13 protein-coding genes are annotated in these 13,768 nt (G+C 63.7%); 6 read left to right on the plus strand and 7 right to left on the minus strand.

All coding sequences use genetic code 11. The features are described from left to right. Window positions 1-140: 140 nt before the first annotated feature. The 5 genes from E5E96_RS01850 to E5E96_RS01870 form a co-directional block, all read right to left on the minus strand. Window positions 141-551 (minus strand): hypothetical protein, encoded by a 411-nt coding sequence (locus E5E96_RS01850; RefSeq protein WP_253264697.1) that lies wholly within the window; start codon window positions 549-551, stop codon window positions 141-143. Window positions 552-769: 218 nt separating this feature from the next. Continuing rightward, window positions 770-1,273: a GNAT family N-acetyltransferase gene (locus tag E5E96_RS01855; protein WP_171281446.1), complete on the minus strand. Its 504-nt coding sequence runs from the start codon at window positions 1,271-1,273 to the stop codon at window positions 770-772. Between the two features lie 39 nt (window positions 1,274-1,312). Further along, window positions 1,313-2,494 (minus strand): MerR family transcriptional regulator, encoded by a 1,182-nt coding sequence (locus E5E96_RS01860; RefSeq protein ID WP_171281447.1) that lies wholly within the window; start codon window positions 2,492-2,494, stop codon window positions 1,313-1,315. 150 nt (window positions 2,495-2,644) lie between these two features. Next, complete coding sequence (gene recJ / locus E5E96_RS01865; RefSeq protein ID WP_043159833.1) at window positions 2,645-4,375, minus strand: single-stranded-DNA-specific exonuclease RecJ; 1,731 nt, start codon at window positions 4,373-4,375, stop codon at window positions 2,645-2,647. Then, on the minus strand, window positions 4,341-5,057 hold the full coding sequence (locus tag E5E96_RS01870; protein WP_017409263.1) for a disulfide isomerase DsbC N-terminal domain-containing protein: 717 nt from the start codon (window positions 5,055-5,057) through the stop codon (window positions 4,341-4,343). Before E5E96_RS01870 ends, recJ begins: the two co-directional genes overlap by 35 nt. Window positions 5,058-5,317: 260 nt before the next feature. On the opposite strand from E5E96_RS01870, the gene mscL reads away from it, so the two are divergent. Together mscL and E5E96_RS01880 are read left to right on the plus strand one after the other, a co-directional pair. Further along, the gene (gene mscL / locus E5E96_RS01875; protein WP_017409264.1) at window positions 5,318-5,725 is read left to right on the plus strand and encodes a large-conductance mechanosensitive channel protein MscL; all 408 of its coding nucleotides are present in this window, start codon (window positions 5,318-5,320) and stop codon (window positions 5,723-5,725) included. Window positions 5,726-5,921: 196 nt separating this feature from the next. Beyond that, window positions 5,922-7,460, plus strand: a complete 1,539-nt coding sequence (locus tag E5E96_RS01880) for a sensor domain-containing diguanylate cyclase (RefSeq protein ID WP_171281448.1) — start codon at window positions 5,922-5,924, stop codon at window positions 7,458-7,460. On the opposite strand, the gene xerD is transcribed toward E5E96_RS01880, so the two are convergent. Further along, window positions 7,457-8,356 carry a site-specific tyrosine recombinase XerD gene (xerD, locus tag E5E96_RS01885; RefSeq protein WP_039215876.1) on the minus strand — a complete coding sequence of 300 codons (900 nt, stop codon included), beginning with the start codon at window positions 8,354-8,356 and terminating at the stop codon, window positions 7,457-7,459. The genes E5E96_RS01880 and xerD overlap by 4 nt on opposite strands. 187 nt (window positions 8,357-8,543) lie before the next feature. On the opposite strand from xerD, the gene fldB reads away from it, so the two are divergent. The 4 genes from fldB to E5E96_RS01905 all read left to right on the plus strand — a co-directional run bounded on the left by fldB (window position 8,544) and on the right by E5E96_RS01905 (window position 12,757). Next, a complete protein-coding gene (fldB, locus tag E5E96_RS01890) occupies window positions 8,544-9,062 on the plus strand; it encodes a flavodoxin FldB (RefSeq protein ID WP_011707047.1) in 519 nt (172 codons plus the stop codon). 311 nt (window positions 9,063-9,373) lie between these two features. After that, window positions 9,374-10,774, plus strand: a complete 1,401-nt coding sequence (locus E5E96_RS01895; protein ID WP_011707048.1) for a TldD/PmbA family protein — start codon at window positions 9,374-9,376, stop codon at window positions 10,772-10,774. Continuing rightward, window positions 10,774-12,114, plus strand: a complete 1,341-nt coding sequence (locus tag E5E96_RS01900; RefSeq protein WP_043159830.1) for a TldD/PmbA family protein — start codon at window positions 10,774-10,776, stop codon at window positions 12,112-12,114. Before E5E96_RS01895 ends, E5E96_RS01900 begins: the two co-directional genes overlap by 1 nt. Before the next feature lie 250 nt (window positions 12,115-12,364). Continuing rightward, complete coding sequence (locus E5E96_RS01905; RefSeq protein ID WP_024944248.1) at window positions 12,365-12,757, plus strand: VOC family protein; 393 nt, start codon at window positions 12,365-12,367, stop codon at window positions 12,755-12,757. 75 nt (window positions 12,758-12,832) lie between these two features. On the opposite strand, the gene E5E96_RS01910 is transcribed toward E5E96_RS01905, so the two are convergent. After that, window positions 12,833-13,759: a L,D-transpeptidase family protein gene (locus tag E5E96_RS01910; RefSeq protein ID WP_011707051.1), complete on the minus strand. Its 927-nt coding sequence runs from the start codon at window positions 13,757-13,759 to the stop codon at window positions 12,833-12,835. Window positions 13,760-13,768: the final 9 nt, after the last annotated feature.

Below are 13,768 nucleotides of genomic sequence, written 5' to 3' on the forward strand. Positions count from 1 at the left end.
AACGTGTACGGGGCGGGAGCCGCCTTCGTGCTCGCCGGCGGGCAGGCATGAAGACGGTGCAAGGAGGCACCGGACCGCACGGGCATGCCTTCGCGGCTGACATCAATCAGCGAGGGAGCAAGCCTTGGGCGGACGGGCGCTCAGCAAGCAGCTGGACACGAGTCGCTGTGGCAGAAACGAAATTGCAGGTGATGGCAGCTCAAGCGCCACCGGTGCAGATAACCGAAGTAGTCGCTCAGTTGTCTGAGGTAGATGAGGGGCAGGAAAAACAGCAGGCCGCAGAGCAGGCCGAGGATATCGTGCTGGAACCAGGCCAGCAGCACCTGATAGAGCTCGGCTTGAGCGGCCCCTTCAAGCCGTCGCCCCTGCTCGAAGCTGAGCCGCCACTGGCCGCCCGGCGGCAGGCTGACGCTGTTGACCAGCCCGGGATCGGCTGGCTCATGCAACTGCATCGAGGCGCCCTGGCCGACCGCAGCCTGACGTACGGCTGCACCGACCTCTGCCGCGGCGAAGGCGGCAAGCCACAGAAGGCAGGCGATGGCGAGGGCCATCGGCCAGGTCGAGCGTCGGCCAGAGGGTGACAAGCGGGAAGTCCCTTCTTTAAAAGAGGATTCAGCGAGGCCGAATATATCACAATTCATCTTTTTATTGAATTTGAAACCCTGCAAACACCCACGAATTGATACTAAAAACCCTCGTTATCAATAAAGCCGGCAATTAAAAACCACAATGAGCGCAAGGAGCACCCTCTTTGCCCTCACGGTGACCCTCACGCCTGCACAAAGGCCGGGTGGTAGCACACTTCGCCACGGGGCATGGCGGCGCCGAACGAGCGGGCCATGAAGTACTCCGCCGGCACGCCGGGCAGCGTCAACCCCGGCTCGGACACGAAGCCGAAACGACCGTAGAAGCCGGGATCCCCCAGCACCACGCAGCCAGCCGCTCCTATCCCCTTGAGCTGTGCCAGACCCGCGTCCATCAGCCGTGAACCCAGCCCCTTGCCTTGCAGCTCGGGAGAGACGGAAATAGGACCAAGACCATACCAGTGCGGGCTGCCATCGCTGATGGTCACCGGCGAGAAGCAGAGGTGGCCGACCACCCGCCCCTCCAGCTCCGCCACCAGCGACAGGCTGAGTGCCCCGGCCTGGCGCAGGTCACGCACGATCAGCTGCTCGTTGTGATCGGTATGGGGGGCATTGAGGAACGCGCCCACGGTCACCGCTTCAATGGCGTCGTGATCGGCGCCCGTTTCGGGCCGAATGATGATGTTCATAGGGATTCTCCGTTTGTTCTCTTGCAATGGATGACCTGATCAGGCTGCCTGCAGGCAGCAGATCACATAGCCGTAGCTGCCCAGGTATTGGCGGTGGATGGCCACTTCCCGACTCAGATCCTGCCAGGCGGGGCTATCCCCCAGCTCGGCGCGATGGCGCGCCAGATTGCGCTCGATGGGATCCAGATAGTTGTGCCAGGCCCTTTGTGGCAACAGGGTGTGCGACAGACAGCGATAACCCGCCTCTTGCACCGTCTTCAGCAAACCCGCCAGCGTCTGCATGGCGGGATAATCCCGCTGCCAGAACGCCAGTGCCTCCTCTGGCGGCGTGTCCGTCAGCCACACCAGGTCGCTCAGCACCAGGCAGGCAGCAGGGCCGGCAAGGTACGGCCGCCATGCTTGCAAGGCGTTGGCCACCCCTATGGTGTAGGCGCTCCCCTCGGCCCAGATGAGATCGGCGGGGGCAAGTTCCATGGGCAAGTCCGCCATATTGGCGCACAGGGTGGTGACCTGACTCAGCCCCGCCGCACTGGCGCTGCGGGCCACGGCGGCCAGCGCCTCCTCGTCCAGATCGATGGCCACCATGGTGGCGTCCGTCACCTGTGCCAGCGCCAGGGTGGCGGCGCCGCGCCCGCAACCCATGTCGAGGATCCGGCGAGGCTGGCTGGGCAGCGCGGCAAACTGCTGCTGGGTGAAGAGGCTATCCCCCGGCCCCCAATAACTCATTCCATCCAGCAGCAGCTTGAAATCCCTTATGTAGCGCTCATGTTCGTTCATGTCTTTGCTGAGCCATTGCAGGTGGTAACGCTCTTTTTCACTGAATCCCTGCTTCATCACCCAGGCAAAGTAGGCCTGCGGGGCTTGATGCTGCAGTTGCCGCTGCCAGCCCTTGAACTCGTCGCCGGAGTGCGCACGCAAACCGGCGAGATCCGCCAGCAGATCCCTGGCGCGCTGCATCTGCGCCAGCTCTTCATCCAGCTCCCTGACCCGGGCTGCCAGTGTCGCCTGCTCCAGCTCGCCCGCCAGACAGGCGAGGCACTGCTTGAGGCTAAGGCCGCCAGCCTGCAGGGCCTGTACCATCCGCAACCGCTGCAGATCTTCATCGTCGTAGTGGCGATAGCCGTTGGCGGCCCTCGTGCCCGCAATCACCCCCAGCTTTTCGTAATAGAGCAGGGTGGAGCGGGCTAGGCCGCAGCGCCGGGCCAGTTCGGATATTTTCATGACAACCACTCGCTGAGGGGTCTGTGACCCGATGCAGGGAAGCTTAAACTGTGAAGCAATAGACGGGTCAACGGCAAAATCCGGGTTCACCCCATAAAAAAACGGCCACCCTGAGGTGGCCGTCATCGGCAGTCAAACAGACTCACGGGATCAGAGGCCGGCGGCCTCCAGATGCTCCACCAGCAGCTGCACGCTGCGGTTGCCGCGCCACTCGTTGACGTCGAGCCGGTAGACCAGCCGCACCCGCTTCACCGAGGCATCGGGCCAGCGCTGCAAGTCGACGCCAAAGGCGATGGCATCCACCGCGTGGCCGGAATCCGTGGTCAGCATCATCTTGAGGTGCTTCTCCCCCACCAGCCGCTGCTGCACCAGCACGAATTCGCCGTCAAACAGCGGCTCGGGGAAGGCCTGGCCCCAGGGGCCTGAGGCGCGGATCAGCTCCGCCAGCTCCAGACTCAGTTCATCGGGCAGCAGCTCGCCATCGGTGAGCAGTACCCCGGTCAACAGCTCAGGCGTCACCAGCTCGCCGATGACCGCCTCAAAGGCCCGACCGAAGGCCTCGATATTGGCCTTGGGCAAGGTCAGCCCGGCCGCCATGGCGTGGCCGCCAAACTTGCCCATCAAGCCGGGGTGGCGGGTGTCGAGCAGTTCCAGCGCATCGCGCAGGTGCACCCCGGGAATGGAGCGCCCGGAGCCCTTGAGCTCGGTCTCGCTGCTCTCGGCAAAGGCGATGACCGGGCGGTAGTACTTCTCCTTCACCTTGGAGGCCACCAGCCCCACCACCCCCTGATGCCACTCGTCCCGATGCAGCACGATACCCGACGGCACCTCGCCGTCACGAAAACGGATCTGCTCCAGGGTGGCGAGCGCCTCCTGCTGCATCCCCTGCTCGATCTCCTTGCGCTCCTGGTTGAGGCTGTCCATTTCGGATGCGAGCTGGCGCGCCAGGTTGATGTCCTCGCTCAGCAGGCAGGCGACCCCAAGCGACATGTCGTCGAGCCGGCCCACCGCGTTGAGGCGCGGCCCCAACGCAAAGCCGAGATCGGCGGCGCACAGACGACGACCGTCGCGACCCGACACGTCCACCAGCGCCTGGATGCCGGGACGGCAACGGCCGGCCCGGATCCGCTGCAAGCCCTGATGGACCAGGATGCGGTTGTTGCCATCGAGCGCCACCACGTCGGCGACCGTACCGAGCGCCACCAGATCGAGGTAATCCGCCACGTTGGGGGCGCGCAGCCCCTGGCGCTCATACCAGCCACTCTGGCGCAGCTGGGTGTTGAGGGCCGCCATCAGATAGAAGGCAACCCCGACCCCGGCCAGCGACTTGGAGGGGAAGTCGCAGCCATGCTGGTTGGGGTTCACTATCGCATCGGCGTCAGGCAGCTCCTGGCCCGGCAAATGGTGATCGGTAACCAGTACCTGCATACCAGCCGCCTTGGCCGCCGCCACCCCGGCGATGCTGGAGATGCCGTTGTCCACCGTGATCAGGAACTCGGCGCCGCGGGCCACCGCCAGCTCGACGATCTCGGGGGTGAGGCCATAACCGAACTCGAAGCGGTTGGGCACCAGAAAATCGATGTGGCGACCACCCATGGCGCGCAGCGCCAGCACGCACAGCGCCGAACTGGTGGCGCCGTCGCAGTCAAAGTCACCAACGATGAGAATGCGTTTTTGCGCCGTCAGTGCCTCGGCCAGCAGCGGCACCGCCTGCGCCATGCCGAACAGGCGCTGGGGCGGCAGCAGCTGGCTGGCGCTGCGTTCCAGCAGAGCGGGATCTTCGACCCCGCGGCTGGCGAAGATTTGACGAAGCAGCGGGTGCAGGGTAGCGGGCAGATGGGAATCATCAACTCGCGGACGACGACGGATTAGCAGGGGCATTGATGTGATCCAGTATCTTGAGCAGTTGTTCAGGGCTCTGATAACCGCGCACCAGGTCGCCATTTGGCAGGACCCAGCTCGGCAGCGCCTTGATCCCGAGCCACTGGCTCAGGCCGATATGATGGGCAAGGATCTCATTACAGCCGGTCTCAGGCAAACGATCACTGAGATCCAGTGCGCCGAACTGCCGGGGATCGCACCAACGCGCCTGCGCCTCGGCCAGATCGGCAAAGGTGCCGAGCACCGGCAGCAGCTGCACGCTGACCCCCCTCGCCTGCAGGACCGGCAGCTCTGCCAGGGTGGTGCGACAGCTGCTGCAAGCGAGATCGGTAAACAGGGTGACGCGATGGCGTTCCTGCTCGGCCCGCAGCTGTACCCGCCGCTCGCCGATCTGGGCCAGAGCCAGTTGCCGCTGCTGACGCAGCCCCAGCATGGTGAGGTTTTTCATGTCGTGGGCCAGATCCAGCATGGTGCCCTGCAGCACATAGTCGCCCCTGGCATCGGTATAGAGCAGCCCCTGGGCGGTGCCCAGCATGTAGAGACCGGGCATGGGGGTCTCGTCCACCAGATAGACCTGTACCCCGAGCCGTTGCTCTATGGTCTGCTTCAACAGTTGGGGATCCATCCCCGCGCTGGCGGCAAAAGAGCCCAGCAGCATCATTCCCAGCAGTAAATACTTCACTCTTTTACTCACTTGGCATGAACGAATGGACTCACAAGGTAACTCAGTGAATATTCTCTCCTCAACCGCTTAATTACCGATTGATTAATAGCGAGGGCCGCAAAAAAATCCCGATCTGACAGGTTGCCAATCGGGCAAAGGCCCAGCAAGCTAACCGGGACGACAGGAAACACGACGGTCATCCTCTGTTTTCCTGAAGCTTTAATTATTCAAATACCGGTGCGGCGCTGGCCGTACCCTGCCCATTTTTGGAGGGGAAAATGAGTCTGATTCAAGAGTTCAAGGCCTTTGCGTCCAGAGGCAACGTCATCGACATGGCGGTCGGTATCATCATTGGTGCCGCCTTCGGCAAGATAGTCTCCTCCTTCGTCGGGGACGTGATCATGCCGCCCATCGGCCTGATCCTGGGGGGCGTGGACTTCAGCGACCTCGCCGTGACCCTGAAGGCCGCCGAGGGGAGCACCCCGGCCGTGGTCATCGCCTACGGCAAGTTCATCCAGACCATCATCGACTTCCTGATCATCTCCTTCGCCATCTTCATGGGGTTGAAAGCCATCAACACCCTCAAGCGCAAGCAGGAAGAGGAAGCGGCCCCGGCCGGCCCGACCAAGGATCAGGAGCTGCTGACCGAGATCCGCGATCTGCTCAAATCCCAGCAGGGAAAATAAGCGCCAGCTCCTGTCGTGTATTCGAAAAAAACCGCCTTCTGGCGGTTTTTTTGATACCAGAAGTTAGACTGAGGGCAACCAGCAAGGCGCATGAAGGCCCCTGCCATCACGAAATGAGCCGCCCACCCTCCCCGCCCGACAGAACGGGCGTAATATCGAGCCTAACCGAACCGCATTCGCTACCGGAGTCGCCATCATGCCCCCCCTCACAGTGACAGCCAGGCCCCATCACAGCTTCATCCTGCGATATCTGCTGCTGCTCGCCCTGCCCCTGCTGCTGTTGACCGCCGGCAGCGGCTATCTGTTCGTCACCAAGCAGCAGGAGACGATGCGCAACCGGTTCGAGTTTTTCAGCAACAGCTCCGCCCAGCAGTGGGATGGCGCACTGGCCTCCGTCGATGCACAGATCAACATTCTGGCGGCGGATCTCGAGCTCAATGACGGCATCCTGCCCTCCGTGCTCAGCCAGCGCCATCACCAGGTGTGGCAGCAACTGAGCCGCACCGGCAGCATGCTCAAGGGGCTTTACTATGTGCAGCGGGACAACAAGCTGGTCAACTTCGCCCATCTGCCCATTCCCGGTTCGTTCGATGCAAGCCGGCGCAACTGGTATCAGGCGGCGATCAAGACCCCCGGTATCAACGTCTGGAGTGCCCCCTACCTCGACGCCATTCAGCACGTCCCCGTCATCACCCTGTCACGGGCGGTACTGAACCGGCAGGGAGAGCTGCTGGCGGTGATCGGCATCGATATCGACCTGTCGGAGATATCGCAACGGATTGGCCGGTTACTGCAGGGAGGGCGCCAGATAAGCTATCTGCTGTACGACATGAAAAACCACAGCGTGGTGGCCCACAGCGATCCCCTCAAGAACGGCGCCCCGCTTGATGACGAGCGGCTGGCCGAACTCAAGGGGCGCAGCGGCTCCCTGCTGAGCGACAATGACGAGCTGATCGCCTACTACACCCTGACCAACAACCCCAACTGGCGGGTCATCATCATCTACCCGTTCAGCAACTCCTTCGTCATCAAGGAGTTGCTACCCACCATGATGGTCGGGCTGCTCCTCTCGCTCACCATGTACATACTGGTGGCCGTCATCTTCCATCAGCGACTGGAAAACACCATCGGCATGCTGGTGCAGGTGGTGCGCCAGCTGCGGATAACCCCGCCGGGCCAGCCCCTCATCATCCCTCGCATTCCGGGTATCGAAGAGCTGGAAGAGGAGATCACCATGATTTCCGACCAGATGCTGGCCGAGAGCGAAAAAGCCCAGCGCGATGCCCTGACCGGGCTCTACAACCGCCGCTACATGGACACCCTGCTGGCCGAGCTGCACCAGCAGCATACTCCCTATGTGCTGGCCATCATCGACATCGACAACTTCAAGCAAATCAACGACCAATATGGCCACCCCGCCGGCGACAGCGTGCTCAGGCGCACCGCCTCCCTCGGCAGCAAGCTGCTGGATGGCAAGGCTACTCTCTGCCGCTTTGGCGGCGAGGAGCTGGTCGCCATCTTCGAACAGGGTCGGCTGAAGGAGGCCCATCAGCAGATGGAGCAGTGGCGCCGCGCCATGGGCAAGCAGAACTGGCGCGAGCCCGGCCTGACCGTCACCTTCAGCGGCGGGCTGGCCGAGGCGCTGGACGCGCCCCCCGCCCAGGTGCTTGCCCAGGCAGACGCCGCCCTCTATCGCGCCAAACAGGAAGGGAAGGACCGCCTCTCTCTCGCTTAGGCGCGCGGATGGTGCTGGCCGTGCAGCGCCTTGAGCCGCTCGTTGGCCACGTGGGTGTAGATCTGGGTGGTGGAGAGATCCGCGTGGCCCAGCAGCATCTGCACTACTCGCAGATCGGCGCCGTGGTTGAGCAGATGGGTGGCGAAGGCGTGGCGCAGGGTGTGGGGGGAGAGCTCGCCCTGGATGCCGGCGCGCTGGGCATAGAGCTTGATGCGGTGCCAGAAGGTCTGACGGGTCATCATGCGCGCCTGCTTGGAGGGGAACACCACGTCCGAGCTGGTGCCGCCGAGCAGCAGGGTACGCGCCTCCCGGTAGTAGCGCTCCAGCCAGTGCACCGCCTCCTCTCCCATGGGCACCAGTCGCTCCTTGTTACCCTTGCCGACCACCCGCACCAGCCCCTGGCGCAGGCTGACATGCTCGGCAGTCAGCCCCACCAGCTCGGAGACCCGCAGCCCGGTGGCGTAGAGCAGCTCAAGCATCGCCTTGTCCCGCAGCTCCAGCGGCTCGTCCACCAGCGGCGCTTGCAGCAGCGCCTCCACCTCGGCTTCGCTGAGATCCGATGGCAACTTTTTGGGCAGCTTGGGCCCCTCCAGCAGCACGGTGGGGTCGTCGCTGCGCAGCTTCTCCCGGTTGAGATACTGATAGAAACGGCGCAGGGCCGACAGGAAGCGGGCCGTACTGCTGGCCGCGAACTGCTGGTCCACCCGCCAGGCGAGATAGTGCTGGATATCGTCCAGCCCCGCCAGCAGCAGGGAGCCACCCTGCTCGTCGAGCCAGAGGGAGAATTTTTCCAGATCGGTGCGATAGGAGCTGACCGTATTGTCGGAGAGACCCCGCTCCAGCCAGAGGGCGTCCAGAAACGGCTCGATCAGGGGATGGGATTCAGACTTGCTCATGGTGCGCCGCGCTCAGGGGAAACATGGCCCATTGTAACGTGCCGACCCACCGCGGCCGCAAGTTGCCGTTGTCCATCGCCCGCCAGGCGGTGAAGCGCGCCGGCCAATCTGCTAGACTGACGCCCTCCCCCGGGCGCCACCCTGCGGTTGCCCGCCCCCATTGCCGACTGCGATCAAGAGAAGAGCGATGAAGATAGGTTTGTTTTACGGCTCTACCACCTGCTACACCGAGATGGCCGCCGAGAAGATCCGCGCCCTCATTGGCCCCGAGCTGGTCGATCTCCACAACATCAAGGATGTGCCCCTCACCCTCATGCAGGAGTACGACATCCTGATCCTGGGCATCTCTACCTGGGACTTTGGCGAGCTGCAGGAGGACTGGGAATCCCGCTGGGAAGACATCCAGGATGTCGAGCTGGAAGGCCGCATCATCGCCCTGTTCGGCATGGGTGATCAGCTGGGTTACGGCGAATGGTATCAGGATGCCCTCGGCCTGCTGCACGATCAGCTGGTCCCCAAGGGAGTCAAGCTGGTGGGCTACTGGCCCAACGAGGGGTACGAGTTCGATGCCTCCAAGGCGCTGATCGACGATGGCCGTCACTTCGTCGGCCTAGCGCTCGACGACGCCAATCAGTACGACCAGACCGAATCCCGCATCGAACAGTGGGTTGACCAGATCCTGAGCGAGATCCACGAGCTGCTGTGAGCCAGCAACCACACAGGGTTGCCTGATACAACTGGCGATGGCCCCCAGCCATCGCCCTCTCCCCGCATGGCATGACGAAAAAGACCTGGAAAGGCCCCCTTGAACAAACGTCAACGGCGACGCCTCCCTGACTACCGGCGGCCGGGTTTCGGGCTGCCGGGCGCATAAATCGCTCCGATTTTCTCAATCGGTATCATCGCATGACGCTATAGCGACTTTTTTGTGCTGGTCTGCAACAATGGAAACGGTACCCCATAACAATCACAGCCGGGTATCGGAAGCAAACGGACAGACCAGAATAAGGAAATTCTATGACCCCATTCTCCCTGTTGGCCCCCGCCATCGCCCGCGACGTGCTCGATCACGCGCTGGCGCTGGGTGCCGACTTCGCCGAGCTGTTTGTGGAGCGCAAGCGCCGCAGCCAGCTCAGCCTGCTCTCCAGCCAGATAGAAAACATCAGCGGTGGCCTCGATTTCGGCATCGGCGTGCGCCTGTGCTACGGCCACAAGGTGCTCTATGGCTACACCAACCTGGCCAGCCGCGATGAGCTCTTGCGCATCGTCAGCCTGCTGGCGGCCAAGGACCGGCGTGACCCCGTGGTGACCGCCACCGCCTTCGATTTCAGTCGCCTGAGCGATCGCAACCCGGTGGCCTTGCCGCTGTCGGCCGACAAGCTGCTGGAACAGAAGATCGCCTACCTGCACGCCATGGATGCCGCGGCCCGCGCCGAGAGCACCAAGGTGAGCCAGTTTGCCGGCAACGTGCTGGGCTGGGAGCAGGAGGTGGAGATCTTCAACAGCGAAGGGGTGCAGGTGAGCGATCGCCGTCACTACAACCGCATCATGGCCCAGACCATCGCCGCCCTTGGCAGCGAACAGAGCGTGGGTTACGAAGCCCCCGGCGCCATGATGGGCTGGGAGCACGCCGCCGGCGTGGATCCCCGCGAGCTGGCCCTCACCGCCACCCGCCAGGCACTGGTGAAACTGGGCGCCGCCCCCTGCCCGAGCGGCAAGCTGCCGGTCATCATGGAGAGCGGCTTTGGCGGCGTCATCTTCCACGAGGCGTGCGGCCACCTGCTGGAGACCACCTCGGTGGCCAAGAAGGCCTCGGTGTTCCACGACAAGATGGGCCAGCTCATCGCCAATCCGGCGGTCAGCGCGGTGGACGAGGGGCTGCAGGGCAACGCCTGGGGTTCCATCAACGTCGATGACGAGGGAATGGCGACCCAGCACACCCAGCTCATCAAGGATGGCGTGCTCACCGGCTTTCTGGTGGACCGGATGGGGGCCCTGCGCACCGGCTACGCCCGTACCGGTTCCGGGCGCCGCGAATCCTACAAGTTCGCGCCGGCCTCGCGCATGCGCAACACCTACATAGAGCCGGGCAATCACAGCCTGGACGAGATGCTGGCAACCGTGGAGCACGGCATCTATGCCAAGCGGATGGGAGGGGGCTCGGTGCAGCCCGGCACCGGCGAGTTCAACTTCAACGTGCAGGAGGCCTACCTCATCGAGGGGGGCAAGATCACCCGGCCACTCAAGTCGGCCACCCTGATTGGCACCGGCCCGCAGGTGCTCAAGGAGATCTCCATGGTGGGGCGCGATCTGGCCCTCTCCGCCGGCATGTGCGGCTCGGTCTCCGGCTCAATCCCGGCATCCGTCGGCCAGCCGCCGCTCAAGGTCGACAATATCCTGGTCGGAGGGAACGCCTGATGAGCCAACTCGACATGAACCAACTACTGACCCGTTTGCTGGACCAGGTCGCCGATCTCGGTGCCGAGGCGGACATCATCGCCAACCAGGACAAGGCCTTCTCCCTCAAGGCCGACAAGGGCGAGCTCAGCGAATACAAGGTCACCAGCAGCCAGCAGATCGGCATTCGGCTGATAAAAGAGGGCCGGGTCGGCATCGCCTATTCGGAGTCCCTCGACGAGTCGGCGCTAGCCGCCATGCTGCAGGATGCGCTGGATGCCAGCCGCTTCGCCAAGGTGGACCCGGATCAGACCATCACCGTGCAGCAGAGCCGGCTCACCACCGACTGCGCCGAGATCAATCAACCCGACACCACTCCCGTGGAGGAGAAGATTGCCCTGGCCCTGCGCCTCGAGTCGGACATGCTGGCGCTGCCGGACGTGACCGGCGCCCCCTACAACAGCTTCTTCGAGGGAGAAGGCCGGCTGTGGCTCGCCAACAGCCAGGGCAGCCTCTGCCAGCATCAGGCGTTCAGCGTCGGCTGCTACAGCTCCGCCCTCATCGAGCGCGACGGCCGTCAGTCCATGTTCTCCCAGGGGCAGTATGAGCGCCGCTTCGATGCGCTGGACAGCCAGACCCTCATCCGCCAGATCCACGCCGTGGCCGACGGCCTGCTGGCGGGAGAAGCGGTGCCGAGCGGCCACTACAGCGCCATCTTCGACACCAATGCCCTGGCCAGCCTGTTCGGCTGCTTCCAGTCAGCGCTGTCGGGCAAATGGGCCCAGCAGGGGATCAACCCCTGGCGCGACAAGCTGGGCCAGTCGGTGGCCTCCCGCTGGCTCACCCTGGAGAGCCGGGCCTATATGCCGGGCGGCATGCACATCAAGGCCTTCGATGGCGAGGGTGCCCCCACCCGGGATCTGCTGCTGATCGGCGAAGGGGAGCTCAAAACCCTGCTGCACAACAGCGCCACCGCCCACCACTTCGGCCTAGCCAGCAACGGCTCGGCGGCGCGCAGCGCCCGCAGTGCGCTGGATGTCAGCCCGCGCCACCTGGTGTTCGGGCTCGGCCCCCACAGCGAGGCCGAGGCGCAAGGCGGCGAGTACCTGGAGCTGGTCAAGCTGGACGGCCTGCACTCCGGCGCCGATGCGGTGAGCGGCGACTTCTCGTTCGGCGCCTCCGGCTTCCTGTGCCGGGATGGCGTGCGGGTGGCGCCGGTGCGCGGCATCACGGTGGCGGGCAACTTCTATCGCCTGCTGGGTGAGCTGGAAGCGGTCGCCAACGTGCTGCACCACGACGATGGCAAGAGCTTCTATGCCCCGCTCATTCGCTTCGGCGGGCTGAGCATTGCAGGCAAGTAGCCATCTATGGATGACCAGGAGCATCATGCTTCTCCATTCGTCCGCTTCGGCGGGCTGAGCATCGCCGGCAAGTAACTGTATATCGAGGGAAAAAACCTCCCGTTCCCCACCCGAAAGCGGCGCCATCAGGCGCCGCTTTTTTAGCTCTGGCGCCCCGCATGGGCCGCTCCTAACCTCTAGGAAGCTGCCTGCGAGCTGCCGCCAGAGGCCGCCAGCAAGGAACAGCGCCGCCGGTCGCATCGGCCGGAACATGCTGGAGATCACCAAGATGGACAATACCCTGGTCTGGGCCGACATTCCGACACGGGATCTGGATCGCGCCATGGCCTTCTACTCGGCCCTGCTCGACGTGCCGGTCACGCCGATACAGGAGGAGATCCGCTTCGCCATGCTGCGCCACGATGGCAACAACGCGGCGGCCTGTCTCGGCCCCATGGACAAGTACCACCAGCCGGGGCACACGGGCCCCCTCATCTACCTCGCCCTTGGCCAGCGCCTGCAGGAGGCTGAACAGCTGGTGCCCAAGATCGGCGGACGGGTGCTCGAACCCTTGCACAGCATCGGCAGCGGCCATGGCTCCCGGGTCATCATCGAAGATACCGAGGGCAACTGGCTGGCCCTCTATGCCCCTCCTGCCAGCTGATAACCGATGGCTGTGCCAGAAACAACAACGGCGACCTCATGGTCGCCGTTGTGCATTAGCCAGTCTCCCCGGTCATCAGACCTGCGGGTTGAGACGGGTCGGCATGCCGGTACGCTGTTCCAGCACCTGCTTGACCACATTGGAGTCACTGTCCATGTGGGCGATGAAGCGGGTGGTGGCCTGGGTCATGGGCAGCGGCACGGAGGCGGTGGAGTTGAACTCCTCCTCGTTGCGTGACAGCGGCTCGTGCACTTCCATGTAGCGACCGCCATCCGGCTCGACCGTGGTCTTGACCGGCTGGTTGACGAACTGGACACGAGTGCCGACCGGCACGTTGTCGAACAGGTACTTGATGTCGTCGGCGCGCAGACGCACGCAACCGCTGCTCACTCGCAGACCGATGCCGAAGGTGGCGTTGGTGCCGTGAATGGCGTACAGGTTGCCGATGTAGAGCGCGTGCAGACCCATGGGGTTGTCCGGACCGGCCGGCCAGACTGCAGGCAGGGTCTTGCCCTGGGCGGCGTAGCGGCGACGGATGTTCTCAGTCGGGGTCCAGGTCGGGTTGGCGCGCTTGCGCTCCACCTTGGTGATCCAGTTCTCCGGGGTGTTGACCCCCAGCTGGCCGATGCCGATGGGCAGCACCTGCACCACGTTCTTGCCTTTCGGGTAGTAGTAGAGACGCATCTCCGCCACGTTGATGACGATCCCTTCGCGGGGAGCGTTGGGCAGGATCAGCTGATGGGGGATGACCAGTTTGCTGCCCGCCTTGGGCAGGTAGGGGTCGACACCCGGGTTGGCTTCCATGATGTTGGTCAGACCCAACTGGAAGTCGGAGGCGATCTGCTCCAACGGACGATTGTCCGCGGGTACCACGTACTCCTGGTTCTCACCGATCAGACGGCTGTTGGCTGCAGGCAGCTGGTATTCAACGGCGGCGGCCTGCTGGCTGACCAGCGCCAGAGTACATAAAAGAGCCGAAGCGGCAGTGCGAAGGGGATTCATAAAATTCCT

Source organism: Aeromonas sp. 1805, from assembly GCF_013085525.1.
GTDB lineage: Bacteria > Pseudomonadota > Gammaproteobacteria > Enterobacterales > Aeromonadaceae > Aeromonas > Aeromonas hydrophila.